Source organism: Nocardioides maradonensis (assembly GCF_054777115.1).
Genome location: NZ_BAAHAZ010000007.1, coordinates 77,742 through 103,835 on the forward strand (window position 1 = coordinate 77,742; position 26,094 = coordinate 103,835).

22 protein-coding genes, 1 pseudogene and 2 riboswitches are annotated in these 26,094 nt (G+C 72.8%); of the genes and pseudogenes, 6 read left to right on the forward strand and 17 right to left on the reverse strand.

The features are described 5' to 3' along the window. Nucleotides 1-2 precede the first annotated feature (2 nt). From cobN to ACYVAQ_RS09975, 5 genes are read left to right on the forward strand one after another with little or no spacing between them, the layout of a single operon-like run. Nucleotides 3-3,707 (forward strand): cobaltochelatase subunit CobN, encoded by a 3,705-nt coding sequence (cobN, locus tag ACYVAQ_RS09955; protein ID WP_460788842.1) that lies wholly within the window; start codon nucleotides 3-5, stop codon nucleotides 3,705-3,707. Next, complete coding sequence (gene cobF, locus ACYVAQ_RS09960) at nucleotides 3,704-4,411, forward strand: precorrin-6A synthase (deacetylating) (RefSeq protein ID WP_460788844.1); 708 nt, start codon at nucleotides 3,704-3,706, stop codon at nucleotides 4,409-4,411. Before cobN ends, cobF begins: the two co-directional genes overlap by 4 nt. Next, nucleotides 4,408-5,835 carry a cobyric acid synthase gene (locus ACYVAQ_RS09965; RefSeq protein ID WP_460788846.1) on the forward strand — a complete coding sequence of 476 codons (1,428 nt, stop codon included), beginning with the start codon at nucleotides 4,408-4,410 and terminating at the stop codon, nucleotides 5,833-5,835. Before cobF ends, ACYVAQ_RS09965 begins: the two co-directional genes overlap by 4 nt. After that, nucleotides 5,832-6,554: a cobalt-precorrin-6A reductase gene (locus ACYVAQ_RS09970; RefSeq protein ID WP_460788848.1), complete on the forward strand. Its 723-nt coding sequence runs from the start codon at nucleotides 5,832-5,834 to the stop codon at nucleotides 6,552-6,554. Before ACYVAQ_RS09965 ends, ACYVAQ_RS09970 begins: the two co-directional genes overlap by 4 nt. Nucleotides 6,555-6,593: 39 nt before the next feature. Then, nucleotides 6,594-7,220, forward strand: coding sequence for a hypothetical protein (locus ACYVAQ_RS09975; protein ID WP_460788850.1), 627 nt, complete (start codon nucleotides 6,594-6,596; stop codon nucleotides 7,218-7,220). 121 nt (nucleotides 7,221-7,341) lie between these two features. Here the strand turns inward: ACYVAQ_RS09975 and ACYVAQ_RS09980 are convergent, their stop codons facing one another. The 7 genes and pseudogenes from ACYVAQ_RS09980 to ACYVAQ_RS10010 all read right to left on the reverse strand — a co-directional run bounded on the left by ACYVAQ_RS09980 (nucleotide 7,342) and on the right by ACYVAQ_RS10010 (nucleotide 14,887). Next, nucleotides 7,342-8,070, reverse strand: coding sequence for a CbtA family protein (locus ACYVAQ_RS09980; RefSeq protein WP_460788851.1), 729 nt, complete (start codon nucleotides 8,068-8,070; stop codon nucleotides 7,342-7,344). A 28-nt stretch (nucleotides 8,071-8,098) separates the two neighbouring features. Continuing rightward, nucleotides 8,099-8,326 carry a CbtB domain-containing protein gene (locus ACYVAQ_RS09985; RefSeq protein WP_460788853.1) on the reverse strand — a complete coding sequence of 76 codons (228 nt, stop codon included), beginning with the start codon at nucleotides 8,324-8,326 and terminating at the stop codon, nucleotides 8,099-8,101. Nucleotides 8,327-8,475: 149 nt separating this feature from the next. Next, the gene (locus ACYVAQ_RS09990) at nucleotides 8,476-9,144 is read right to left on the reverse strand and encodes a (2Fe-2S) ferredoxin domain-containing protein (RefSeq protein ID WP_460788855.1); all 669 of its coding nucleotides are present in this window, start codon (nucleotides 9,142-9,144) and stop codon (nucleotides 8,476-8,478) included. After that, nucleotides 9,141-10,040, reverse strand: coding sequence for a cobalamin biosynthesis protein (locus ACYVAQ_RS09995; protein ID WP_460788857.1), 900 nt, complete (start codon nucleotides 10,038-10,040; stop codon nucleotides 9,141-9,143). The genes ACYVAQ_RS09990 and ACYVAQ_RS09995 overlap by 4 nt, the downstream gene beginning before the upstream one ends. Continuing rightward, nucleotides 10,033-12,412 (reverse strand): annotated as a pseudogene (locus ACYVAQ_RS10000) (cobyrinate a,c-diamide synthase). Before ACYVAQ_RS10000 ends, ACYVAQ_RS09995 begins: the two are co-directional and overlap by 8 nt. Beyond that, nucleotides 12,406-13,020, reverse strand: a complete 615-nt coding sequence (gene cobO, locus ACYVAQ_RS10005; protein ID WP_460788859.1) for a cob(I)yrinic acid a,c-diamide adenosyltransferase — start codon at nucleotides 13,018-13,020, stop codon at nucleotides 12,406-12,408. Before cobO ends, ACYVAQ_RS10000 begins: the two are co-directional and overlap by 7 nt. Before the next feature lies 1 nt (nucleotide 13,021). Further along, a complete protein-coding gene (locus ACYVAQ_RS10010; RefSeq protein WP_460788862.1) occupies nucleotides 13,022-14,887 on the reverse strand; it encodes a VWA domain-containing protein in 1,866 nt (621 codons plus the stop codon). 29 nt (nucleotides 14,888-14,916) lie between these two features. Beyond that, a riboswitch (cobalamin riboswitch) is annotated at nucleotides 14,917-15,043 on the reverse strand. A 13-nt stretch (nucleotides 15,044-15,056) separates the two neighbouring features. Between ACYVAQ_RS10010 and cbiE the strand changes: the two genes are divergently transcribed. Then, on the forward strand, nucleotides 15,057-16,262 hold the full coding sequence (cbiE, locus tag ACYVAQ_RS10015; RefSeq protein WP_460788864.1) for a precorrin-6y C5,15-methyltransferase (decarboxylating) subunit CbiE: 1,206 nt from the start codon (nucleotides 15,057-15,059) through the stop codon (nucleotides 16,260-16,262). 17 nt (nucleotides 16,263-16,279) lie between these two features. On the opposite strand, the gene ACYVAQ_RS10020 is transcribed toward cbiE, so the two are convergent. The 10 genes from ACYVAQ_RS10020 to ACYVAQ_RS10065 form a co-directional block, all read right to left on the reverse strand. After that, nucleotides 16,280-16,774, reverse strand: coding sequence for a nitroreductase family protein (locus tag ACYVAQ_RS10020; RefSeq protein ID WP_460788866.1), 495 nt, complete (start codon nucleotides 16,772-16,774; stop codon nucleotides 16,280-16,282). Nucleotides 16,775-16,830: 56 nt separating this feature from the next. Next, nucleotides 16,831-17,466 (reverse strand): 5,6-dimethylbenzimidazole synthase, encoded by a 636-nt coding sequence (gene bluB / locus ACYVAQ_RS10025; RefSeq protein WP_460789200.1) that lies wholly within the window; start codon nucleotides 17,464-17,466, stop codon nucleotides 16,831-16,833. A gap of 2 nt (nucleotides 17,467-17,468) precedes the next feature. Continuing rightward, complete coding sequence (gene cobM / locus ACYVAQ_RS10030) at nucleotides 17,469-18,221, reverse strand: precorrin-4 C(11)-methyltransferase (RefSeq protein WP_460788868.1); 753 nt, start codon at nucleotides 18,219-18,221, stop codon at nucleotides 17,469-17,471. Then, entirely contained in the window at nucleotides 18,218-19,744 is a 1,527-nt protein-coding gene (gene cobJ / locus ACYVAQ_RS10035; RefSeq protein ID WP_460788870.1) for a precorrin-3B C(17)-methyltransferase, read from the reverse strand. Before cobJ ends, cobM begins: the two co-directional genes overlap by 4 nt. After that, nucleotides 19,741-20,397: a precorrin-8X methylmutase gene (locus tag ACYVAQ_RS10040; RefSeq protein WP_460788871.1), complete on the reverse strand. Its 657-nt coding sequence runs from the start codon at nucleotides 20,395-20,397 to the stop codon at nucleotides 19,741-19,743. The genes cobJ and ACYVAQ_RS10040 overlap by 4 nt, the downstream gene beginning before the upstream one ends. Further along, nucleotides 20,394-21,218 (reverse strand): nitrite reductase, encoded by an 825-nt coding sequence (locus ACYVAQ_RS10045; RefSeq protein WP_460788873.1) that lies wholly within the window; start codon nucleotides 21,216-21,218, stop codon nucleotides 20,394-20,396. The genes ACYVAQ_RS10040 and ACYVAQ_RS10045 overlap by 4 nt, the downstream gene beginning before the upstream one ends. A gap of 54 nt (nucleotides 21,219-21,272) precedes the next feature. Beyond that, a riboswitch (cobalamin riboswitch) is annotated at nucleotides 21,273-21,404 on the reverse strand. 161 nt (nucleotides 21,405-21,565) lie between these two features. Continuing rightward, entirely contained in the window at nucleotides 21,566-23,095 is a 1,530-nt protein-coding gene (locus tag ACYVAQ_RS10050) for an AMP-binding protein (RefSeq protein ID WP_460788875.1), read from the reverse strand. 115 nt (nucleotides 23,096-23,210) lie between these two features. After that, nucleotides 23,211-24,254, reverse strand: coding sequence for an ABC transporter substrate-binding protein (locus ACYVAQ_RS10055; RefSeq protein ID WP_460788878.1), 1,044 nt, complete (start codon nucleotides 24,252-24,254; stop codon nucleotides 23,211-23,213). Nucleotides 24,255-24,301: 47 nt separating this feature from the next. Then, nucleotides 24,302-25,234 (reverse strand): ABC transporter permease, encoded by a 933-nt coding sequence (locus ACYVAQ_RS10060; RefSeq protein WP_460788880.1) that lies wholly within the window; start codon nucleotides 25,232-25,234, stop codon nucleotides 24,302-24,304. Next, complete coding sequence (locus ACYVAQ_RS10065; protein WP_460788882.1) at nucleotides 25,231-26,067, reverse strand: ABC transporter ATP-binding protein; 837 nt, start codon at nucleotides 26,065-26,067, stop codon at nucleotides 25,231-25,233. The genes ACYVAQ_RS10060 and ACYVAQ_RS10065 overlap by 4 nt, the downstream gene beginning before the upstream one ends. Nucleotides 26,068-26,094: the final 27 nt, after the last annotated feature.

Below are 26,094 nucleotides of genomic sequence, written 5' to 3' on the forward strand. Positions count from 1 at the left end.
TCGTGCGCCTGGCTCTGCTGTCCACGTCCGACACCGACCTGCTGTCCGCGCGCGCGTCCGGCGCCGACTGGGTGTGGGGCAACCCCGCCCGCCTCGACGGTACGGCGCTCGACGCGCTGGTCGCCGACGCCGACCTCGTCGTCATGCGACTGCTCGGCTCCCCCGACGACCTGTGGCCCGGACTCGCCTCCGTGGGCGTGCCGGTCGTGGTGCTCGGCGGCGAGCAGACACCCAGCGCGGAGCTGATGGAGCGCTCCACGGTGCCGATGGGCGTCGCGGCCGAGGCGCACCGCTACCTCGCCGAGGGCGGGCCGGCCAACCTCGGCCAGCTGCACGCCTTCCTCTCCGACACGGTGCTGCTCACCGGCGAGGGGTTCGCGGAGCCGGCGGCGATCCCTGCGTGGGGCTTCGCGGCTCGCCGTGGTTTCGATACGCCGCTCGCTGGCGCTCGCGGCTACTCAACCAACGACAAGGCACGCGCGTCGCTCGCTGGCGCTCGCGACGGCGCAGCGCTGCCGCGCGTCGGCGTGCTCTACTACCGGGCCCACGAGGCCAGCGGGAACACGGACTTCGCCCACGCCCTCGCGGATGCGATCGACGCGACCGGTGAGGCCGTCGGCGTACCGATCTTCGCGGGGTCGCTCCGCGCCGCTCCCGACGACCTCTACGAGGCGCTCGGCACCCTCGACGCCCTCGTCGTGACGGTGCTCGCCGCGGGCGGCTCGACGCCGGCCACGGCGAGCGCGGGCGGCGACGACGAGGCCTGGGACGTCGAGCGGATGGCCGCGCTGGACATCCCGGTCCTTCAGGGCCTGTGCCTCACCTCGAGCCGCGCGGAGTGGGAGGAGTCCGACGACGGTGTCAGCCCGCTGGACTACGCCACCCAGATCGCGATCCCGGAGTTCGACGGGCGGATCAGCGCCGCGCCGTTCTCGTTCAAGGAGCTCGACGACCAGGGCCTCCCGCGCTACGTCGCCGACCCCGAGCGCTGCGCGAGGGTGGCCGGCATCGCGGTCAACCACGCCCGGCTGCGGCGGATCCCGAACGCCGAGAAGCGGGTCGCGCTGGTCCTCTCGGCGTACCCCACCAAGCACGCGCGGATCGGCAACGCCGTCGGCCTGGACACTCCCGTCTCAGCGATCCGGCTGCTGCGCCGGATGCGGGACGCGGGGTACGACGTCGGGGTCTCGACCCCTTCGACAGGCTCAGGGACCGGCAGGACCGTCGGCGAGATCCTCGACATGGCCGACGACACCGAGGCCGGCGACGCCCTCATCCACGCGCTGATCGCGGCCGGCGGCCAAGACGAGGAGTGGCTGACCAGCGGTCAATTGACGGACGCGCACGTCCGCATCGCGAAGGCGGAGTACGACGCCTGGACCGCCGACCTGCCCGCCGACCTGCGCGACGCGATGGTCGAGAAGTGGGGCGCATCCCCCGGCAGCCTGTTCGTCAACGACGCGGGCGAGCTCGTGATCGCGACGCTGCGGGCCGGCAACGTGGTCATCATGATCCAGCCGCCGCGCGGCTTCGGCGAGAACCCGGTCGCGATCTACCACGACCCGGACCTGCCGCCCTCGCACCACTACCTGGGCGCCTACCGTTGGCTGGAGAACGGTTTCGGCGCGCACGCCGTCATCCACCTCGGCAAGCACGGCTCGATGGAGTGGCTGCCGGGCAAGAACGCCGCCATGTCGGCGTCCTGCGGCACCGACGCCGCGATCGGGAGCATGCCGCTGATCTACCCGTTCCTCGTCAACGACCCGGGCGAGGGCGCGCAGGCCAAGCGCCGCGCCCACGCCACCATCGTCGACCACCTGGTGCCGCCGATGGCGCGGGCCGAGTCCTACGGCGACATCGCGCGGCTCGAGGCGCTGCTCGAGGAGTACGACAAGATCTCGGCGATGGACCCGGCGAAGCTGCCGGCGATCCGCGGCGAGATCTGGCAGCTGATGCGGGCGGCCGAGCTGCACCGCGACCTCGGCCTCGAGGAGCGGCCCGACGACGAGGAGTTCGACGACTTCCTGCTGCACGTCGACGGCTGGCTCTGCGAGATCAAGGACGCCCAGATCCGCGACGGGCTGCACGTGCTCGGTGCCGCGCCGGAGGCCGAGGCACGGGTCAACCTCGTCCTCTCCATCCTGCGCGCCGGCCAGGTCTGGGGCGGCGTCGGGAACGCGGTGCCGGGGCTGCGTGCCGCGCTGGGCATGAGCGGTGGTTTCGATACGCCGCTCGCTGGCGCTCGCGGCTACTCAACCAACGACACAGATGCCTTCGAGGCCGAGGCACGCGCCCTCGTCGAGGCGATGGAGAAGGCGGACTGGGACCCGGCCGTGGTGCCGACCCTGCACGACTCCCCCGAGGTGCGGAAGGTGCTGACCTTCGCGGCCACCCAGGTCGTGCCGCGGCTCTCCCGCACCACCGACGAGCTCGACGCGGTGCTGCATGCGCTGTCCGGCGGCTTCGTGCCGGCCGGGCCGTCGGGCTCGCCGCTGCGCGGGCTGGTCAACGTGCTGCCGACCGGCCGCAACTTCTACACCGTCGACCCGCGGGCCGTGCCGTCGCGGCTCGCCTGGCAGACCGGCCAGGCGATGGCCGACTCGCTGCTCGAGCGCTACCTCGCCGAGACCGGTGAGTACCCCGCCTCCGTCGGCCTGTCGGTCTGGGGCACGAGCGCGATGCGCACGAGCGGCGACGACATCGCGGAGGCGCTGGCCCTGCTCGGCGTCCGCCCCGAGTGGGACGCCGAGTCCCGCCGGGTGAACCGCCTGGTCGTCGTACCCCTGGAGGAGCTGGGGCGGCCGCGCATCGACGTCACGGTGCGCATCTCCGGCTTCTTCCGCGACGCGTTCCCGCACGTGGTGGCGATGCTCGACGACGCCGTGCGGATGGTCGCCGAGCTCGACGAGCCGGCCGACTGCAACTTCGTCCGCGCCCACGCTCAGGCCGACCTGGAGACGCACGGTGACCTACGCCGCGCCACCACCCGGATCTTCGGCTCCAAGCCCGGCTCGTACGGCGCAGGCATCCTCCAGGTCGTCGAGTCCGGCAGCTGGCGCAGCGACGACGACCTCGCCGAGGTCTACACGGCGTGGGGCGGCTTCGCCTACGGCCGCGACCTCGACGGCGCCCCGGCGGCCGACGACATGCGCGCCAGCTACCGCCGGATCCAGGTCGCGGCGAAGAACGTCGACTCGCTCGAGCACGACATCGCTGACAGCGACGACTACTTCCAGTACCACGGCGGCATGGTCGCGACGATCCGCGCGCTGACGGGCTCGGACCCCAAGGCGTACGTCGGCGACTCGACCTCCCCCGACGCGATCCGCACCCGCACGCTCGCCGAGGAGACCGCCCGGGTCTTCCGGGCGCGGGTGGTCAACCCGCGCTGGATCGGTGCGATGCAGCGGCACGGCTACAAGGGCGCCTTCGAGCTCGCGGCGACCGTCGACTACCTCTTCGGCTTCGACGCGACCGCGGGCGTCGTGCACGACTGGATGTACGAGTCGCTGGCCCAGAGCTACGTGCTCGACGAGACCAACCAGGCGTTCCTGCGGACGTCGAACCCCTGGGCGCTGCGCGGCATCGTCGAGCGGCTGCACGAGGCGGCCGAGCGCGGCTTGTGGGCCGAGCCCGATCCGGAGACGATCGAGGCGATGAACGCCGTCTACCTGGAGGTCGAGGGCGACCTCGAAGACCAGCAATGATCAGGGTCCTCGGCATCGGGATGGGTCCGCAGCACGTCACTCCCGAGGTCGGCGACGCGCTGCGCGGCTGCGACTACGTCCTCGCCGCTTCGAAGCGCGAGGAGGACGAGCTGCTGGCCGTGCGCCGCGCGATCTGCGAGGAGCACGGGGTCGAGCTGGTCGCCGTGCGGGACCCGGAGCGCGACCGCGAGCCGGTCGGCGACGGGGGCTACGTCACGGCCGTCGCGGACTGGCACCGGGCGCGGGTGGCGGCGTACCGCGCGGTGCTCGACGAGCGCCCCGGCACCGTCGGCTTCCTGGTCTGGGGTGATCCCGCCCTCTACGACTCGACGATCCGGATCGTCGAGTCGCTCGGCGAGGAGTACGACGTCCTGCCCGGCATCTCCGCGCCCCAGGCGCTGGCCGCGCGGCACCGGATCGTGCTGCACGCCGTCGGAGCACCGGTGCACGTCACGACCGCGCGCCGGCTGCGCGCCGACATCGCAGGCGGGCAGACGAACCTGGTGGTCATGCTGGGGCGGTCGCTCGAGCTCGACGGCCTGGAGGACTGGTCGATCTGGTGGGGCGCGAACCTCGGCACGCCGTCGGAGCGCCTCGTGTCTGGGCGCGTGGGCGACGTGCTCGCTGCGCTCGCCGTCGCACGCGCCGAGGCGCGTGACTCAGCCGGGTTCGTCATGGACGTCTACCTGCTGAGGGCGCCGTGAGCGGGCTGCTGGTCGCCGGCACCACCTCGGACGCCGGCAAGAGCGTGGTCACGACGGGCCTGTGCCGGGCGTTCGCGCGGCGCGGGGTGAAGGTGGCGCCGTACAAGGCGCAGAACATGTCGAACAACTCGATGGTGGTTTCGACAGGCTCAACCACCGGGGGACGCCCGACGTACGGCGAGATCGGTCGGGCGCAGTGGGTGCAGGCCGTCGCGGCCGGCGTCACGCCCGAGCCTGCGATGAACCCGGTGCTGCTCAAGCCCGGCAGCGACCGCCGCTCGCACGTGGTGCTGATGGGCCAGCCGGCGGGCGAGGTCTCGTCGAGCGACTGGGAGGACGGGCGGCGGCACCTCGCCGAGTCGGCACACGCGGCGTACGACGACCTCGTCTCGCGCTTCGACGTCGTCGTCGCCGAGGGCGCCGGCAGCCCGACCGAGATCAACCTGCGGGCCGGGGACTACGTCAACATGGGCCTCGCGCGGCACGCGTCGGTGCCGACCGTGGTGGTCGGGGACATCGACCGGGGCGGGCTGTTCGCCGCTCTCTACGGCACGGTCGCGCTGCTGGAGCCCGCCGACCAGGCGCTGATCGCGGGCTTCGTGGTCAACAAGTTCCGTGGCGACCTGGGGCTGCTGCGGCCGGGGATCGACCGGATCACGGAGGTGACCGGGCGGCCGACCTACGGCGTCCTGCCGTGGTCGCCGGACCTCTGGCTCGACTCCGAGGACGCGCTCGACCTCGAGGGCCGGCGGGCCGCCGCCGGCGCGAAGAAGGTCGCTGTCGTGCGACTCCCCCGGATCAGCAACTTCACCGACCTGGACGCGCTGGGCTTGGAGCCCGACCTCGACGTGACCTTCGTGTCGGACCCGCGCGACCTCGGCGACGCGGACCTGGTGGTGCTGCCCGGGACCCGCGCCACGATCAGCGACCTGGCGTGGCTGCGGTCGCGCGGCCTGGACGTCGCGGTCATCGAGCATGCGCGACGCGGACGACCGGTGCTGGGGATCTGCGGCGGCTGCCAGATGCTGGGCCGCACGATCTCCGACATCGACGGGATCGAGGGGTCCTCCGGAGCCGTGGTGGAGGGGCTCGGCCTGCTCGACCACACCACCACGTTCGTGGCGGAGAAGACGCTGCGGCTGCACACGCCGGCCGGCTACGAGATCCACCACGGCCGGGTCACCGGTCCGACCGCGCGGGGCAACATCATCGGGACGATGGTGCACGGGTCGCTCGAGGACGACGCGACCCGCGCTGAGTTCCTGCAGCGGCATCTCGGCATCGCTTCACGCGCCTCGTTCCCGGCCGCCCGGGCGCGGCGGATCGACCTGATCGCTGACCTCGTCGAGGAGCACCTCGACGTGGACGCGCTGCTGTCGCTGGCGCGCGACGGTGCGCCTCACGGACTGAGGATCCTGCCGTGAGGGTGCTGCTGCTGGGTGGCACCGGCGAGGCGCGCGAGCTGGCGGCGCTGCTCGTCGACGTCGGCGTCGACGTGATGTCGTCACTGGCCGGGCGCGTGGCCGAGCCCCGGCTGCCGGTCGGCCCGGTACGGATCGGCGGGTTCGGCGGGGTGGCCGGACTGCGGGCTGCACTGGCCGACTTCGACGTGGTCGTCGACGCGACTCACCCGTTCGCGCGGGGCATGTCGGCCAACGCCGTCGAGGCCTGCGCGGCCGAGGACGTGCCGCTGGTCCGGCTGGAGCGCGCGGGCTGGCCGCCCGACCCCACCTGGAGGTACGTCGACACCCACGACGAGGCCGCCGAGTGCGCCGCGCTGCTGGGCTACCGGCCGTTCCTGACCGTCGGGCGCCAGGAGCTGGCCCGCTTCGTGCCGGCGCTGGGCTCGTCGGCCGCACTGGCACGGGTGGTGGACCGACCGTCGATCGACCTGCCCGAGACCTGGACCCTCGTGAACAGCCGCGGCCCCTACACGCTCGCGGGCGAGCTCGCCCTGATGCGCTCGCACCGGGTCGACGTCCTCGTCACCAAGGACTCCGGCGGGTCGCACACCTGGCCCAAGATGCAGGCCGCCGGGGAGCTGGAGATCCCGGTCGTCGTGGTACGACGCCCACCACCGCCGTCGGGGGTCCAGGTCGTGGCGACCGCAGCGGAGGCCCTTGCCGCGCTCACCTGTGGATAGCCGTTCGCGATCACCGCGGCTGTGGTCGACCCTGGGGCGATGTACGACGCGGTCTACCACCCCTTCCGGTCCCCCAGCTCCTCCGACAACGCGGACATCGCGACCGACGCGGTGCTGTTGTCGCTGGAGGCCGGCGGGGTGGAGCAGATCTCCCTGAGCACGGTCGCCCGCAGCGAGGGCCGAACCGCGTCGGCCCTCCACCACCGGCACGGCAGCCGCGCGCAGTTCCTGGAGGTGGTCGTCGGACGGTTCTGCCGACGCTGGATCCAGTGGGTGCACGGCGCCGGCTTCGCGGGCAGCCTCCCCATCCGACTGCCGGAGGGAGACGACGAGCTGCTCGGCATGCGGGCGTGGCCGATGATCTGCGCGGTCGCCGAGGGCGAGCGTCGCGCCGGGCGGCCGGCGTGCGCCGAGCTCGTCGCGGACGTGCGCCGGGACGAACGTCTGCACGTGCGCGACTGCCTCCGCGCGCGCAGAGCCGACCGGCTCCCGCCGAGCGACCACCACCTCGAGGTCGTGATGTCGCTGGCCGAGGGCATCCGCGCCAGCATCGCCGACCCGGACCGAGGCGTCACGCTGACGGAGGGGCGGGCGATCCTGACCGAGACGATCCAGCAGCTGCTCGGGGTCGCGCTCGAGCCCCACGTCTCCTGGCCCGAGCCGTGAAACGACGCCGAGGGCGCCGGCTGAGGGGCGCACCCCCGCGACCTCACTCACGTGTGAGTGAATTCGATTCACTCACACGTGAGTGAGGTTGCGCAGGTATCCCTCTCAGCGGCGGCGGCCCTCAGACCAGAGCGGCTGCCCGCTCCTCGACCGCGGCCGGACGCAGGACCCGGTCCGCAAGGGGTGCGAAGACCAGCGCGATCGTGCCGAAGAGCAGCACCTGGCTGAGGATCGCGTCGACCCGGAACTTCGCGAGGACGTCGGCCGGGAAGCCGTCGGGGGTCTCGTGGAAGCCCGGCAGCGCCCAGAAGAGCAGGCCCATCACGACCGCGTAGCCGAGGCCCGTGACGAGCACCGTGCGGTAGAGGCTGAGGCGGCGGCGCAGCTGCTGGCCGACGTACACAGCCAGGAAGAGCGCGAGGCACGAGACCGCGACGGTGATGAGGAACGCGGCGCCGCGGTCACGGATCGTGTCGGGGTCGCCGATGGCTGGTGGGTTGGCGGGGTACTTCAGGAACGGCACCGCGAAGACGCCGACGAAGTAGAACGCCGGCACCAGCAGGGCGAGCGGGAACGGCCGGACCTGACCGGTGCGACCGATCGCGATGACGTATCCGACGGCGACGAGCGCACCCATCGCGACGCCGAACAGGATCATCCCGGCTCCCAACCCGACCAGCGACTGGATGGACCGGCTGACCAGCTCCTCCCCGTGCTCGTGGGAGTGGGCATCCTCGAAGTCGATGGACTGTTGGATGAGGGGCTCCGCGAAGAGGCGCGCGAAGACGAAGGCGACGACGCCCGCGACGGCTCCGGACAGCGCGCCGCGGACCAGCAGCTGTTTCACCATGTTCTGTTGTTCTCCTGCCGGCTGGGGATCAGTGGCAGGGGAAGCCCATGAGGTGACGGCCGTCGTGGAAGAACTCGTGCAGCAGCATGCTCTTGCCCGACAGCGACATGGCGCCCTCGTCGATGCCGATGAAGTAGTAGGCCATCAGCGCGAGGAACGCGACGCCGACCAGCAGCGCGACGGTCTTGACGTTGACGGAGACCAGCGGGGTGCTGATCGGGCCGGCGGACGGGGTGATAGCAGACGTGTTGCTCACGTGATGCTCCTTCAGGAATACAACGTTCCCTTGTTGGGCGGTCAACACGGCGGCGGAAGATCTGACTTCGGAGCCTCGGCGGTTCCTCACAGTGGCGTGACCGTGCCAGATTCTCACTGGCTTCCTCACGTCCGTCGTGCGTTGCGACCCTATCGGTTCAGCCGGTGGCTGGCGAGAGGCTGTCCGCCGACGAGATGCTCTGTGACGATCGTCGCGGCGGCGGCGGGGTCGAGGCCGCCGTACCAGACGTCATCGGGCTGCACGCTGACCACGGGAGCCTGGTTGCACGGGAACTGACAGCCGGTGTGGACGAGCAGGACGTCGTCGTCGCCCAGCTCGTGCTCCATCATGGCCAGGATCATCGAGCGCAGGTTCTCGACCGCCCCCTTGGCGGTGCAGCGGGGGCCACGGCAGATGTTGACCTGGTGCCGGTGGCCGCTGACCTGCTCCCAGGCGTCGGAGGTCAGGCCGGGTTCGTACGACGTGATCGGGCGGGTCTCCATCGGCAGGTCGGTCAGGTCGTCGGCGAGCCGCTTCGCGACCCGCAGGTCGGGCTTGTGCCCGGCCCGCTCGCGCCACCAGTGGGCGGCGATGCGGGAGAGCCACGACTGGCCGGGACCGAGCGGGCCGAGGCTCACCCCGACCAGGGTGATCGTCTCGTGGCCCTCGTCGGCCAGTCGGGTGAGCTCGGCGGACAGGCTGGGGTCGGCCATCTGCAGGAACGCCACTGTCGCGCCGAGCTCGCGGGCGGTCGCCAGGAGGTCGTCACGGCGGTCGACGTCGGCCACGGACATGCCGACCAGGACGGTGGCGCTCACCTCGCCCTCCCGACGGCGGCAACGGCTGCGGCGACCAGCGCGGCGCCGAGGCCGACGCGGGAGGCGAGACGGGTGGCGCGCGGGATGTCCTGCGGGCCGGGCGGGCGGCCGGCGCCCATGTGGGCGCGGTGCTCGACCCGGTCCCCGTCGTAGGTGTTCGTGCCGCCGAGCCGGATGCCGAGCGAGCCGGCGAAGGTGGACTCGACGACGCCGGCGTTCGGGCTGGGGTGCGCGGACGCGTCGCGGCGCCAGGCTCGGAGCGCGGCGGCCGGGCGTCCGCCGCCGGCGGTGGCGAGCACGCCCGCGAGGCGCGAGCCGGGGAGGTTGACGACGTCGTCGAAGCGCGCGCTCGCCCAGCCGAAGTGCTCGTAGCGGGTGTTGTGGTGGCCGACCATGGCGTCGAGGGTGTTGGCCGCGCGGTAGCCGAGCAGGCCGGGGGCTCCGGCGACCGCGCCCCAGAACAGCGGGGCCACGACGGCGTCGGAGGTGTTCTCGGCGACCGACTCGATGACCGCGCGGGCGACCTCGTCCTCGGTGAGGGCCGAGGTGTCGCGGCCGACCAGGTGGGTCAGGCGCTGCCGGGCGGCCGCGAGGTCACCTGCGGCGAGGTGCGCGTGCACGGCGGTCGCCTCGCGCTCCAGGCTGCGTCCGCCGAGGACTGCCCAGGTGGCGATCGCCGTGGTGGTCGTGGTGCGGGGCAGGGCCGCGCCGAGGGCGACCGCTCCCCCGACCAGGATCGTGGTGTGCACGATGCCCGCGCGGCGTGCGTCGGCATAGGTGCGCCGCTCCACGACACCTGCCAGGTTGCCGAAGCCGGCGACAGGGTGGAACCGGCGCGGGTCGCCGAGAGCGCGGTCGGCGGCGTACCCCAGCAGCAGGCCGAGCGCCCTACTCATCGAGGGCCACCAGCAGCTTGTCGGCGAGGTCGGGGGGCCTCACCGCGATCCGCACCCAGGACGCGTCCAGGCCCGGGAACGTGTCGGCTCGGCGTACGGCGATGCCACGCTCGCGCAGCTGCTCGCGGACCTCTGCGCCGACCTGCGCGAGCACGAAGGACGCCTCGGACGGGACGCGTCGGATGCCGCGGGCGTCCAGGCCCGCCTCGAGGTGCGCGCGCCAGCCCGCGATCGTCGTCGCGCGGTCGTGCGCCTCGGCGCGGGCGGTGTCGCTCAGGCACGCGACCGTCGCGGCGAGCGCCGGCGCGGCGACCGACCACGGCGGCTGGTGTCGCTCGAGCTCGGCGACCAGGGCGGCGTCGCCGATGACGTACCCCGCCCGGATGCCGGGGATCGACCAGTGCTTGGTGAGGCTGCGGATGACGAGCAGGCCGGTCTCGCGGAGGCCGGTGAGCGTCTCGGGCTCGCCGGGCACCGCGTCGAGGAACGCCTCGTCCACGACGACCACGCGGCCGGGGCGGAGGAGCGCCCGGAGGTGGTCGGCCGGGTGGAGGACCCCGGTCGGGTTGGTCGGGTTGCCGACGACGACCAGGTCGGCGTCGTCGGGGATGGCTGCCGAGCTCAGCGCGAAGGCGGGGGCGGCGCAGAGCGCCTCGGTGACCTCGTGACCGGCGGCGACGAGCGCGGCGTGCGGCTCGGTGAACTGCGGGTGCACCACGACCGGGCGCCGCCACGGGCGCATCCGCGCGACCAGGGTGAAGGCCTCGGCGGCGCCGGAGGTCGGGAGCACCTCGGTGACGTCGCGTCGATGGGCGGTGGCGATGGCCTGACGGGCTTCGACGTTGCTGGGGTAGGTCCCGCTCGCGTCGACGGCGTCGTGGAGGGCGCGGTCGAGCCAGGCGGGCCGCGGGCCGGAGAAGACGTTGACGGCGAAGTCGAGCAGACCCGCACCGGTCTCGACGTCACCGTGGTGGAGGAGCGGATCATCCACGGGCACGGACCGCCTCGACGAACCGCACGGCGAGCTCGGGGTGACCGGCCCAGTGCGTGTGGAGGTACGACGCGTGCAGGGTCGGCGATGCCCATCCGGTGGGCGCGCCGTCGACGACCCACGCCGGGGCGGGGCCGGCCGCGGGGACGGTCGCCGTCCGGTGGAACTCGTGGCCGGCGACCCGCTCCCCGACGCGGGTCAGGAGGGAGTCCGTCGTGGCCTCGGCCACCGGGTAGCGCAGGGTGAGGCGCTCGGCCATCGCGGCGTCGGTCTTGACCGCACCCGCCATGGGGACGCCGTCCAGCGACTGCGCCAGCAGCAGCAGCCCCGCGCACTCGGCGACCGTCGGCACCCCGTCGGCCACGGCGGCGCGGATCTCGTCGAGCAGCGGTCGGTTGGCGGCCAGCTGCTCGGCGTACACCTCGGGGAAGCCGCCGCCGAGGTAGAGGCCCGCAGTTGCTTGCCCGCGAGCAACCGGTTGCCTGCCCGCAAGCAGCCGGCGGTTGGTGAGGGGGTCGAACGAGACCACCTCGCAGCCCGCGGCCCGGAGCAGCTCCTCGGTCTCGGCGTAGCGGAAGGTGAAGGCCCGGCCGCCGGCCATGGCCACCACGGGGCGGTCCGACGAGTCCGAGGAGGCACCGAGGCCGGCAGCAGCGAGCTCGGCGGCGGGGTCCCAGGCGACACCCTCCAGCGGCGGGGCGGACCGCGCGACGGCGAGGAGGGCGGCGAGGTCGACGTGGCGGCCGACGTACTCCCCCAGCGCGGCGATCGTCGCCTCCGACTCGCCGCGCTCGGCGGCGGGGACGAGGCCGAGGTGCCGCGACGGCTTCGCGAAGGAGGCGTCGCGCGGCACCGCACCCAGCACCGGCAGTCCCACGCCCTCGAGCGCCGCAGTGATCTCAGCGGTGTTGCGCGCCGAGCCGACCTGGTTGAGCACGACCCCCGCGATCCGCACCGAGGGGTCGAACGCGGCCATGCCTGCGGCGATCGCCGCGACCGTCCGCGACTGGCGGGCGACGTCGAGCACCAGCACGACGGGCGCGGACAGCAGGCCCGCCACGTGCGCGGTCGAGGCGAAGCCGGAGGTGCCGAGGCGGCCGTCGTACAGGCCCATCACGCCTTCGAGCACGGCGACGTCCGCACCACGCGCGCCGTGCAGGAACAGGGGCACGATCCGCGACTCCCCCACCAGGTGCGGGTCGAGGTTGCGGCCGGGCCGGCCGGTCGCGAGGGCGTGGTAGCCGGGGTCGATGTAGTCGGGTCCGACCTTGTGCCCGCTCACGACGGACCCTGCGGCACGCAGTGCCGCCATCAGCCCAGTGGCGATCGTGGTCTTGCCCTGGCCGGTCGACGGTGCGGCGATGACCAACCGCGCTACCACTCGATGCCCCTCTGGCCCTTCTGCCCGGCGTCCATGGGGTGCTTGATCTTGGTCATCTCGGTGACGAGGTCGGCCACCTCGATGATCTCGGGCGCCACGTCGCGCCCGGTGATGACGACGTGCTGGTGGCCCGGCCGGCCGCGCAGGAACTCCGCCACCTCGGCCGCGGGGATCCAACCCCACTTCACCGGGTAGGCGAACTCGTCGAGGATGTAGAGGTCGTGCTCCTCGGCCAGGATCCGGCGCTTGATCTCGGCCCAGCCGTCCCGCGCCACCTGGGCGTGGTCCTCGTCGTCGCCCTTCTTGCGCGACCACGACCAGCCGTCGCCCATCTTGTTCCACTGCACCGGGCCGCCGACCCCGGTCTCCTCGTGCAGCCTGCCCAGCGCCAGGTACGCCGTCTCCTCCCCGACCTTCCACTTCGCCGACTTCACGAACTGGAAGACCGCGACGTTCCAGCCCTGGTTCCAGCCGCGCAGCCCGAGCCCGAAGGCGGCCGTCGACTTCCCCTTGTTCTCGCCGGTGTGGACGATCGTCAGCGGCCGGTTTCGGCGCTGGCGCGTGGTCAGGCCGTCGTCAGGGACGTTGGTCGGCACTCCCTGCGGCATCTCAGGCCACCTTCCGGGTCACGGTGGACGCGAGCGTCTCGGCGCTCACCTCGGCCACGGGCAGGTGCTCGGCGCCCAGCGTCTCCGCCAGCCGTGCCGCCAGCCCCAACCGCAGCGGTCCGGTCTCGCTGTCCACCACGACGGTCGCGACACCGAGCCCGGCGACGTACGCCGCCGCCTGCTGGCTCCGCGCCACCGCGTCCGCGCCGCCGGTCGCCCGGCCGTCGGTGACGACCACGAGCAGCGGGCGCAGCCGTGGGTCGCGCAGCCGCTCGCGCTGCAGCACCTTCGCCGCCTCCAGCAGTCCTTCGGCGAGGGGCGTGCGGCCGCCGGCCGGCAGCTCCTCGAGCCGCGCCGCCGCCACGTCGACCGAGTGCGTCGGCGGCAGCGCCACGTCCGTCGTCATGCCGCGGAAGGTCACCAGCCCGACCTTGTCGCGCCGGCGGTAGGCGTCGAGCAACAGCGACAGGATCGCGGTCTTCACCTGGGTCATCCGCTTGCGCGCGGCCATCGAGCCGGACGCGTCGACGCAGAAGAGCACCAGGTTCGCCTCGCGGCCCTCCCGTACGGCGACGCGCAGGTCGCGCGGCTCCAGGACGCGCGTGCCGCGGGCCGCCGCGGCCTTCAGGGTCTCGACCAGGTGCAGCGAGCCGTCGCCGCCGGGTCGTGCCCCGACCCGGCGTCCGCTGGTCGCGATCGCGCGGCTGCGCCGGCCCGCCTGGCCGGCGCCGAGACCGGCCACCTTGAGCAGCTTCGGTCGGTACGGCGTGCCGGTGGCGGCGGTGGTCTCCTGGCTCGCTGCACTCCCCGTGGCCGGCGCCTCGGGGGCCTCGCCCTGGCTCGCTTCGCTCGGCTCGCGCTCGGACTGCTCGCTCGCTTCGCTCGCATTGCCCTCCGACTCGCCCTCGCTCGCTTCGCTCGCGTCGGGCTCGTCGGTTGGCTCCGGCGGCAGCTCCTCGTCGCCGAGCAGCTGGTCGAGCAGGTCCTCGTCCAGCCCCGGAGCGTCGAACGGGTTGCGTCGACGCCGGTGCGGGAGGGCCAGCAGCGCGGCCCGCCGGATGTCCGCGCGCGTCACCTCGTCGCGGCCGGCCCACGCCGCGTGGGCGACGGCGGTGCGGGCGGTGACGATGTCGGCACGCAGCCCGTCGACCTCGAACGCCGCGCAGATCTCGGCGATCTTGAGCAGCGCCGCATCGCCGAGCAGCACCTTCGCCACCCGCTCGCGCGCGTGCTCGACCCGCTCGGTGAAGGCGGCCTCGGCGGCGGCGTACCCGGCGGCGAACACCTCGGGGTCGGCGTCGTACGCCATCCGGCGGCGGACCACGTCGACGCGCAGCCCGGGGTCACGCGGCGCGGCCACCTCGACCGTGAGGCCGAACCGGTCGAGCAGCTGCGGGCGCAGCTCGCCCTCCTCGGGGTTCATGGTGCCGATCAGCACGAACCGCGCGTCGTGCTCGACCGAGATGCCGTCGCGCTCGACCGTCACCCGACCCATCGCGGCGGCGTCGAGCAGCAGGTCGACCAGGTGGTCGTGCAGCAGGTTGACCTCGTCGACGTACAGCAGGCCCCCGTGGGCGCGGGCCAGGAGCCCCTGCTCGACCTGGATCCGTCCCTCGGTCAGGGCGGACTCCAGCTGGATCGAGCCGATCACCCGGTCCTCGGTCGCGCCGATGGGCAGCTCGACGAGCGGGGGGAACAGCGCGCCGAGCGCCCGCACGCTCGTCGACTTCGCCGTCCCCTTCTCGCCGCGGACCAGGACGCCGCCGATCTCCGGGCTGATCGTCGTCAGCACCAGCGCGAGGCCCATGTCGTCGAGGTCGTCGGCCGCGCAGCCGACGATGGCCGAAAAGGGGTAGTGCAGTGGCATGTGAGGCTCCCGCTCGCTTCGCCATCGTTGACATGGTCGGGCGCGAGGCCGGTCTTCGGACTGTCACCGCAGCGGGCCTGTGCCGGAGTTCCACCGGCTTCCCAGATTCTCCCGTCAGGTCGAAACCCTCGGGGCACCTCGTGCCGCGGCCACGATAGCGTCACTGCCCATGTCCGCCGCCACGCCCTCCCTCCACGTGATCGGGATCGGCGCCGACGGCTGGGACGGGCTGAGCCCGGCGACCCGCGCCCGGGTCCGCGCCGCAGCGGTCGTCCTGGGCGGTCCGCGCCACCTGAACCTGCTGCCCGCCGAGGTCATCGGACGCCGCGTTCCGTGGCCGTCGCCGCTGCGGGACGGGCTCCCCGCGCTGCTCGCCTCGCTCGACGACGGACCGGTGGTCGCCCTCGCCTCGGGCGATCCCCTCGTCTCCGGCATCGGTACGACGCTGCTCGGCCTGCTCCCGCCCGGCAGCGTGACCATCGAGCCGGCGATCTCCTCGGTCGCCCTCGCCCGGGCCGCGATGGGCTGGCCCGCGGAGTCCTGCGCGGTGGTCAGCGTCGTCGGCCGGGACGTGGCCCTCGTGGCCCGCGAGCTCGCCCCCGGCCGCCGGATCCTGGTGCTCTCCTCCGACGAGAACACGCCGGCGGAGATCGCCGAGCTCCTCGTCGAGGCCAGGTTCGGCGCCTCCAGCGTCACCGTCCTCGGTGACCTCGGCTCGGACGCGGAGACCACCACGAGCGCGACCGCCGCCACCCTCGCCGGCCCCTTCCCCCGCCTCAACGTCGTGGCGGTCGCGTGCGCGGGACCGCGCGCCCACGGCTGGACCGCAGGTCTTCCGGACGACGCCTTCGAGCACGACGGCCAGCTGACCAAGCGCGACCTCCGTGCCTCCGCGCTCTCCCGCCTCGCCCCCACGCCCGGCGAGCACCTGTGGGACGTCGGCGCGGGCGCCGGCTCGATCGGGATCGAGTGGATGCGTGCCCACCCCACCTGCACCGCGACGGCGGTCGAGGCCGACCCCGAGCGGGCGGCGCGGATCGTGCGCAACGCCCGCGCCCTCGGCGTACCGGACCTGGAGGTGGTCGTCGGGCGAGCGCCTGAGGCCCTCGAGGACCTGGCCCGGCCGGACGCGGTCTTCATCGGTGGCGGTGCCACCCGGCCGGGAGTCGTCGACACCTGCCTCGCGGCACTCCGACCGGGCGGGCGCCTCGTCGCGCACGGGGTGACGCTCGAGACCGAGCACCTGCTCGCGACGCTGCACCGCCAGCACGGCGGCGAGCTCACCCGGATCGCCGTCGAGACGACGGCACCCGTCGGCACGTTCACCGGCTGGACGCCGGCACGCACCGTCACGCAGTGGATCTGCGCGCACTGACCGCCCCCCAGGAACGGTCAGGCGCTCAGACCTCCTGCTGCGTGGTAGTACTCCTCGTGCAGGACCGAGGACAGCGGCGAACGGTGTCGCCATCCCGAGGCCGGTGCATCCGCCGCATCCCCGTCGACGGCGCCCAGGCAGAGCCAGGCGACCGGTCGCACGTGGTCGGGCATCGCGACGAGCGATCGCAGGAACTCCTCGCGCCACGAGCTCACCCACCGGACCCCGAGGTCCTCGGCGGCGGCCGCGAGCGACAGGTTCTGGATCGCGCACAGCACGGCGGACAGCCCGCCGCGCGCCGGATCGTGACCGACGACGACCCCCACGCCGCACGCCGTCACGGCCGCGACCTCCCCCACGTCGACGGCGTCGAGGCGTTCCTGCTCGAGTTCGACGTGCTCGGCGAACACCCGCAGCGCCAGGGGTGATCGGACGAGGACGAAGCTTCCGCAGTGGACGGCCGACAGCACACGGTCGAGTACCCGCGGTGGGAGGGGCGTTCCGGTGGCCATACGACCACGCTAGGTCGGCGTCCTTGTACGAAGGTTGGACGACGAGGCGCCGCCGCTCAGGCCCGGTAGGTCTCCTCGTGCAGCACCGACGCGATCGGCGAACGGTGTCGCCAGCCGTACCGCTCCAGGTCCGGTACGTCGGGCAGCCCCTCGACCGCGCCCACGCACAGCCAGGCCACCGGTCGCACGTGGTCGGGCATGCCGACCAGGTCGCGCAGGAACTCCTCGCGGTAGAAGCTGACCCAGCCCACGCCGAGGCCCTCGGCGGTGGCGGCGAGCCAGAGGTTCTGGATGGCGCAGACCACCGAGTAGAGACCGGCGTCGGCGATCGCGTGCCGGCCGAGCACGTTCGGGCCGCCGCGGGTGGGGTCGTAGCCGACGACGATGCCGAGGCCGGACTCGCGGATGCCCTCGACCTTGATCCGGTTGAACGTCTCCAGCCGCTCCCCCTCCAGCGTCGCGGCGTAGGTGTCGCGCTCGGTGGCGACGTGCTCGGCGAACGCGTCGAGCGTGCCGGCGGAGCGCACCAGCACGAAGTCCCACGGCTGGCTCATCCCGACACTCGGGGCGCAGTGGGCCGCGGACAGGACGCGGTCCAGAACCTCCGGCGCGACTGGGGCTCCGGTGAACTCGCGCCGGGTGTCGCGGCGGCGGTTGATGACGTCGTACAGGCCTTCGTCGGGGACGGTCACGGTCAACGCTGGACGCTCCTGTCGCGGGCGCAGTCGTAGAGGTGGGACTCGCCGCCGGGCCGCGGGTCCAGGGCCCGACCCACCAGGATCACGGCGGCCTGGCGCAGTCCGGCGGCCTCCACGTCGTCGGCGATGGTGCCGACGGTGCCGCGCAGCACGAGCTCGTCCGGCTGGCTGGCCCGGAACACCACGACGACCGGGCAGTCGGCACCGTGCGTGGGCACGAGCTCGGCCATCAGCTCACGGGTCCGGGTGATCGCCAGGTGCAGCACCAGCGTCGCCCCGGTCGCGGCGAAGGCCGCCAGCGACTCCGTCGACGGCATCGCGGTCGAGCGCTGCTGGGTGCGGGTCAGCACCACGGACTGGGAGATCAGCGGCACGGTCAGCTCCCGGCCGACGGCGGCCGCCGCGGCGGCGTACGCCGGCACGCCGGGCGTCACGTCCCACGGCACCCCGGCCGCGTCCAGCCGCCGGGTCTGCTCGGCCAGGGCGGAGTAGACCGACAGGTCACCGGAGGCGAGGCGCACGACCCCCTGGCCGGCGGCGTGGGCCTCGACCAGCACGGTGGTGATGGCGTCGAGGTCGAGGTCCTGGGTGTCGACCAGCCGCGCCGTGGGACTGACGAGGGTGAGCACCTCGGGGTCCAGGTAGGTGCCGGGGAAGAGCACCACGTCGGCGTCAGCGAGCAGGCGCGTGGCGCGCACGGTCAGCAGGTCAGCCGCGCCGGGACCGGCCCCCACGAAGTGGATCGTCACCGCACGTACCTCGGGGTCCACACGCCCGCGGGGCTGACCCGAGTGCCCTCGGCCCCCACGATCAGCAGGCACTTCATGTCGATCGTCGTCGGGTCGAGCTCGGCCAGCGTGGTGACCTCGAGCGACTCCTCGGACCGCCCCACATCACGGCCCACCACGACGACGGTGTCGGGCTTGCGGTGCTCGAGCAGCACGTCGCGCGCGGTCGCGATCTGCTCGGTCCGGCTGCGCGAGGCGGGGTTGTAGATTGCGAGCACCAGGTCGGCCTCGGCGATGGCACGCAGCCTGCGCTCGACGACCTCCCACGGCTTGAGCCGGTCGGAGAGGGACACCACGGCGAAGTCGGCGCCGATCGGAGCGCCCGCGCGGGCGGCGACGGCCTGGACGGCGCTCACGCCCGGGAGCACCCGGATCGGCACGTCGGCGTACGCCGGGTCCTCGGCGGCCTCGAACACGGCGGCGGCCATGCCGAACACGCCCGCATCGCCACCGGAGACGACCGCGACCCGCTCGCCGGCCTTCGCCAGCTCGAGCGCGTCCCGCGCCCGGTCCACCTCGACGGTGTTGCCGGAGGCGTGCCGGGTGAGGCCCGCGCGCTGCGGCACCCGGGCGACGTACGGCGCGTAGCCGACCACGTGGTCGACCTCGGCGAGGGCGGCACTCACCTCCGGGGTGATCCAGTGGTCCGGGCCGGGGCCGAGGCCGACGACGAGCAGCTCGCGCGCAGGGTCGTTGGTCGAGTAGCCGCGAGCGCCAGCGAGCGGCGTATCGAGACCAACACGGAGTCGCTCCGGAGATCGATCACCTGCCGTGTCCCCCGGCACCACGACCAAGGAGAAGTAGGGCACGGTGTCGGCGTCGACCTCGGCCACCGGCAGCCGCCGCTCGTCGGCCTGGGACGCGCGCTCGACGTACCAGGCACCCTCGAGCCGACCGGCCACCGCCAGCGCGCGCCGCACGGCCGGGAAGGTCCGGCCGAGCTTCATGATGATCGCGCCGTCGGTGTCGGCGAGGCGCCGGGCGAGCTCGGGCTCGGGCAGCGTCCCGGGCAGCACCGTGAGCACGTCGGTCTGGCGCACCAGCGGCGTCGAGACCGCCGCGGTCGCCGCGGAGAAGGCCGGGACGCCCGGCACCACCGCGGTCTCGTAGACCCCGGAGAACCGGTCGTGCAGGTACATCGAGGAGCCGTAGAACAGCGGGTCGCCCTCGGCCAGCAGCACCACCGAGCGACCGGCGTCCAGGTGCGCACCGAGCCGGACGGCGCAGGCCTCGTAGAAGTCCGCCAGCGCGCCGACGTACCCACCCGGGTGGTCGGTCGAGCCGGTCGTGACCGGGTAGCGCAGCTCCTCCTCGATCGCTCCCTCCGGGATGAACGAGGCCGCGATCCGCCGTGCGTGGGACTGCTTCGAGACACCCGCGTGGTAGGCGACCACCTCCGCCGACCCGATCAGCCGGGCCGCCTTGAGCGTCATCAGCTCCGGGTCGCCGGGGCCGATCCCGACGACGGTGAAGGTGCCGTTCACTCCGCCTCCTGGGCGATCGCGTTGAGGGCGGACGAGGTCATCGCCGAGCCGCCCCGGCGCCCCCGCACCGTGACGTAGGGGAGGTCGATACCGTGCTCGTCCGCGAAGCCGATGAGCGCCTCCTTGGACTCGGCCGCACCGATGAAGCCGACCGGGCACCCGACGATGGCGGCCGGCCGCGGGCCGCCGTCGAGGATCATCTCGAGCAGGTGGAACAGCGCGGTCGGCGCGTTGCCGATGGCCACGACCGCGCCCTCGAGTCGGGGCTCCCACAGCGAGACCGCGGCGGCGGTGCGGGTCGTCGCCCACTCCTTCGCCAGCCCGGGCACCGCGGGGTCGTTGAGCAGGCAGAGCACGTCGTTGTCCCGGGGCAGCCGCGCCCGCGTCACGCCGGTCGCGACCATCGTCGCGTCGCACAGGATCGGCGCGCCCGCCTCGAGCGCCCCGCGCGCGGCCGCCATCAGGCCCGGGTGGACGACGAGGTCCTGGGCCAGGTCGACCTGCCCGCTGCCGTGGATCATCCGCACGGCCAGCTTCTCGGCGTCGGCCGGCACCGCGGACAGGTCGGCCTCGCGGCGGATCGTCGCGAAGGAGTCGACGTAGATCGCGGGGCCCGCGTCGACGTACGGGTAGCGACGGGTGGGCCGGTTCATCGGATCTCCTCGGTCAGGGCGGGAAGCAGCAGGCCACGCCACGGCGTGACGACGAGTGGTCCGTCGGGCAGCGCCTCGACGGCGGCGCGGTCCAGGCCCTCGTCCGGTACGGCGAGGTGCCGCTCGTCGTACGGGAGCGGCCCGGAGGGCGCGGGCACCCGGGGGTCCGGCTCGACGGGTGCGGTCAGCGGCTCGGCGAGCTCGCGGACGTGCCACGGCGCGGTCGGACCGCTCCCCCGGGCCCGCACGAAGTCGACCGCGAGGCCGGCCAGCCGGGCCGCCGCCTCCTCCAGCCTTACGACGTCCCCCCACCCGTCACCGACGCGCAGCTGCGCCTCGGTGTCGGACAGCACCACCAGACCCAGGTCGCACGACCGCTCCACCAGGTCGCCGCTGCCGTCGTCGAGCACGAACAGGAAGCGCGCGGACAGCCCGGCCAGCACGGGATCCGCGCACAGCCGCCGGTCGAGCTCGTCGAGCAGGGCTCCCCACCGGTGGTCGAGCCTGTCGAGACCGGGCGAGGCCAGCACGTTGCGCACGAGCTCGTGGCTGCGGGTCGGCAGCAGCCCGGTGTCCTGCAGCGCCCGCAGCGCGGCCGGGGTGAGTGCGCGGTCGAGGCCGGAGAAGCCGCGCACCTGCAGGTTGGCCCGGCCGGTGACGTGGATCCGTCCGTCGGCGTACTCCTCCGCCACCGCGACCAACGACCGCAGCGTCGCCGCGGACACCCGCCCGCCGATCAGCCGCAGCCGCACCAGCAGCCCGTCGGACGCCGGCCACGGGCGCAGCGCACCGGGGCACAGATCGGCTCGGGTCCGACTCACTGGAGACCTTTTCTGGCCAGGGCCCGTTCGCGGGGCTCACGTCGACCACGCGGCGGTCGCCGCGAGGTGCCAGCAGGTGTTCGGACTCGGGAAGACTCCCTCACCGTTGCGCGTCAGTCCCGGACTTCCACCGGGTTCCCCAACTAGCCGTCACAGGGTAACGCCGCGCGCGCCTCAGCCTGACATCGGTCTTGCCGCCAGACCGAGGCGGGACCTACGGAAGGCAACGGCGAGCGCGGCAGCGCGGCGCCGCCGGCGCTGAGCCGGGGTTCCGCCACAACCGAGCGGAGCGAGGGCGTGGGTGAACCCCGGGATGCGCCGATCAGCGGCGACGCGCTCGCGCCCAACTAGTTCACCTGCCTGTCGCGGCCGTCCCAATACGGCGCCCGCAGCTTGAACTTCTGCAGCTTGCCGGTCGCCGTGCGGGCCAGCTCCTCGCGGAACTCCACCGTGGTGGGGGCCTTGTAGCGGGCCAGCCGCTCCTTGCAGTACTCGATGACGTCGGCCTCGGTCAGCGTCGACCCCGGCGCCACGACGACGAGCGCCTTGATGGTCTCGCCCCACTTGTCGTCGGGGACGCCGATGACGGCGACCTCGTTGACCTCGGGGTGGCTGAAGATGACGTCCTCGACCTCGATCGAGGAGACGTTCTCGCCGCCGGTGATGATGACGTCCTTCTTGCGGTCGGCGATGGTCAGGTAGCCGTCGTCGCCGATCGTGCCGCCGTCACCGGTGTGGAACCAGCCGTCGCCGAGCGCCTTGTCGGTCTCGTCGGGCCGCTCCCAGTAGCCGTCGAGCACGACGTTGGAGCGGGCAAGGACCTCGCCCTCGGCGTCGACCTGCAGCGTCACCCCGAGCGCGGGCGCACCGGCGCGGACCAGCTTCGCGGCGCGCTCCTCGTCGGACAGGTCGTCCCACTCGGCCCGACCGCGGTTGATGGTCAGCAGCGGCGAGGTCTCGGTGAGGCCGTAGATCTGGATGAACTCCCAGCCCAGCTCGCGCTGGATGCGCAGGATCGTCTTGGTGGGCGGCGGCGCGCCGGCACAGATGATCCGCACCGTGTCCCGGCCCGGGATCTCGCCCTCCCAGGTCTGCGCGGCGTCGAGGATCGAGGCCACGACGGCCGGAGCGGCGCACATGAAGGTGACGCCGTGCCTCTCGATGCGGCGCAGGATCTCGGCGCCGTCGACCTTGCGCAGCACCACCTGGGGTACGCCGAGGCCGGTGGTCGTGAACGGCATGCCCCAGCCGTTCGCGTGGAACATCGGCAGCGTGTGCAGGTAGACGTCGCGGTCCGAGACACCGGCGTGCAGGCCGAAGGTGAGCGCGTTGACCCAGATGTTGCGGTGCGTCAGCTGCACGCCCTTGGGCCGGGCGGTCGTACCGGAGGTGTAGTTGATGGTGGCGGTGGCGTTCTCGTCGGCCTCCCACGGCCGCGGCGCGACGCCCTCGAGGTAGAGGTCCTCGTCGTTGCCGAGCACGAAGGTGTGCTCGCACTTCACGCCGGACAGGGAGTCCGCGACCTCCGGGTCGAGGTACAGCACCTGCGCGCCGGACTGCTCGACGATGTAGCTGACCTCGTCCGGCGAGAGCCGGAAGTTGATCGGCACGAGCACCCGGCCGTAGCCGGTGACGCCGAAGAAGGCGGTCATCAGCCGGGCGCTGTTGTGGGTCACCATCGCGACCCGGTCGCCCACCCCGATGCCGAGCGAGTCGAGCTTCGCGGCGAGCGCGGCGGCCCGCTCCGCCAGCTGCGCGTAGGTCAGGTCTCCCAGGCTCGGAGCCGGCTGGTCCGGCTCGTCGATGACACCGACCCGCTCGCCGTACACGGTGACGGCGCGGGCCAGGAAGTCGCTGGTGCTGAACGGGACGAACATGGGTGTGTGGCCTCCCTCACATCAAGATGGCACCAACCTAGTCCGCAGCACGACGGCCCCACACCCCCCGAAGGGGATGCGGGGCCGTCGTACCGGAACGCTCAGCCGGACAGGCTCACTGGATGCCCAGCTGCTGGTCGGCGACCTTCGCGAACTCGTCGGTGTAGGTCTTGCTCGGGTCCACGCTCGACACGTCGGTGCCGATCGTCTTCTCGGTGTCGGCGATGACCGCCGGACCGGTCGGCGGCATGATGCCGTCGGCGGTGTACTGACCGAAGTCCTGGGTCAGCGCCTTGATGTAGTCGGCCTTGGTGGTCAGGTCGTTCTGCACGTAGTCGGCCGGCATCTTGTCGGCGATCTGGGCGGGCGTGTGCGTGTGCATCCAGTGCAGGGTCGCCACGAGCGCGCTGACCACGGCCTGCGCCTCGGTCTTGTGCGAGTTCACCCAGTCGGTCCGGGTGAGCGCCGTGGCCGCGGGCCAGGCGCCGCCGAGGGCCTTCGTCGCGCCCGCGGTGGTGGCGAGGTCGACGGCCGAGTAGGCCAGACCCTTCTTCTCCAGACCGGTGACGGTCGGCTGGGTGGTCATCAGGCAGTCGATCGACCCCTGCTGCAGCTGGGCGATGGCCGGGCCGCCCGACCCGACGCCCTGGGTGTGGTAGTCGGCGTGCGAGACGCCGGCCTTCGCGGCGATGAGCTGGGTGAGCTCGTCGGTGCCCGACCCGATGTCGGTGACGCCCATCGTCTTGCCCTTGTAGTCGGCACCCGAGTGCACCCCGCTGTCGGTCGCGCACATCTCGCGCTCACCGGGGGCTCCGCCGAGCTGCACGATGCCCTCGACGTCCTTGCCCTGGGCCTGGAAGTCGAACGCGTGGATGTACCAGGCACCGGCGATGTCGACCTGGCCGGAGGCCATCGCGTCCTCGGCCCCCACACCGCCGTCGACCTCATCGGAGAGCTGCACGTCGACGCCGTACTTCTTGTAGTAGCCGAGCCGGTCGGCCAGCGTGAACGGCAGGTAGATCTGCTTGTCCAGACCACCGACCATGATCTTCACGATCGGCTCGCCGTTGGCGTTGGTGTGGCTGCCGCTGCCGCAGGCGGACAGGCCGCCGGCCAGCGACGCGGTGATCGCGACGGCGATCAGGGACTTCCTCAACATGATGGTTCCTTTCGAGCGTGAGGCTGTGTCGAGCTTGGGGAGGAAAATCAGAGACCGGCCGACTCGGTGCGGCTCGGCGGGCGCCAGGAGAGAAGGCGCTTCTCGACCATGCCGATCAACAGCTCAGCGCCGAGGACGCAGACCATGATCACGAGCATGCAGGCCCAGACGCCGCCCGGGTCGAATCGGTTCTGGGAGGTCTTGATGATCAGGCCGAGACCGCGCTGGGCGCCCAGCACCTCGCCGACGATGGCTCCGACGATGGCGAAGCCGAACGCGCTGTGCAGGCTCGCCGCGATCCAGGTGAAGGCCGACGGGAGCGTGACGTGCCGGACGATCTGCATCCGCGAGGCCCCGAGGACCTTGGCGTTGGCGAGGATGTTGCCGTCGACCTCGCGCACGCCCTGGAAGGCGTTGAAGAAGACGATGAAGAACACCAGCACCGCGGCCAGCGCGATCTTCGGAGCCGACCCGACCCCCATCGCGACGACGAAGATCGAGCCGAGGACGATGCGCGGGATCGCGTTGATCATCTTGATGTACGGGCCCAGGACGTTGGCCAGGTAGGCGCTCTGGCCCAAGAGCACGCCGACCACGACGCCGAGCACGGTGCCGATGCCGAAGCCGTAGACGGCCTCCTTCATCGTGGTCAGGATGTCGAACCAGAAGGACCCGTACGACGTGCCGTCGCGGAACAGCTCGATGAGCCGCTGGACGATGTCGGTCGGCCGCGAGTAGAAGAACGGGTCGATCAGCGGGTGGTCCCAGCCGTTGGGAGTGATGCTCGACAGCCACTCCCAGCCGCCGAGGAAGATCACGGCGAAGGCGGCTCTGCCGAACCACACCAGTGAACGGCGCCGCAGGCGGAGCCGGCGGGCCTTCGCGGACGCCTCGCGGTCAGCTGCCGCGAAGCGGTCGTCGGCGGTCTCTTCCACGGTCTTCTCCTTGTTCTCCGCGCGATTGAGGGTCGTGATGCTCATGACGCCACCGCCGCGGACCGTGCGTAGGCGCGCTCGACCTCGTCCTTGAGCGACTGCCAGATGTGGTGCTGGATCTCCAGGAAGTCCTGGTCGTAGCGCAGCTCCTGGACCGCGCCGCGCGGGCGCGGCAGGTCGACGTCGTACGACGCCTTGACCGACCCGGGGCCCGCGGTCATCACGATGACCTTGTCCGCGAGGGCGACGGCCTCGTCGAGGTCGTGGGTGATGAACAGGACGGAGGGCCGCAGCTCCTCCCACAGGCCGATCAGCTCGGTCTGCATGATCGCCTTGGTCTGCACGTCGAGCGCGCCGAAGGGCTCGTCCATCAGCAGGATGTCGGGCTCGTTGATGAGCGCCGCCGCCATGGCCACGCGCTTGCGCATGCCGCCGGAGAGCTGGTGGGTGTAGTGGTCCTCGAAGCCGGCCAGGCCGACCCGACGCAGCCAGTCACGGGCCTTGGTGGCCGCGTCCTTCTTGTTCATGCCGCCGAGGATCGGGCCGAGCATGACGTTCTGGAGCACCGTCTTCCAGGGCAGCAGGGCGTCGCCCTGGAACATGAAGCTCACGCCCGGCGTCACGCCGTCGACCTCGACGCCGCCCACCTTGACCGAGCCGAGGCTCGGCTTGTCCAGGCCGGCGACCATGCCGAGGGTGGTGGACTTGCCGCAGCCGGTCGGCCCCACGATCGCGCAGAACTGGCCGGGCTCGACGGTGAACGTCGCGTCCTTGAGGGCGGTGAACGCGGTGCCGGACGGGGTCAGGAACCGCTTGGTGAGCCCGGCGACCTCGATCCGGGCGTTCTCCCGGTCGGTCCGGGGGGAGGGGGACGACATCGGGTCTCCTCGCGTCGGTGGATGTGA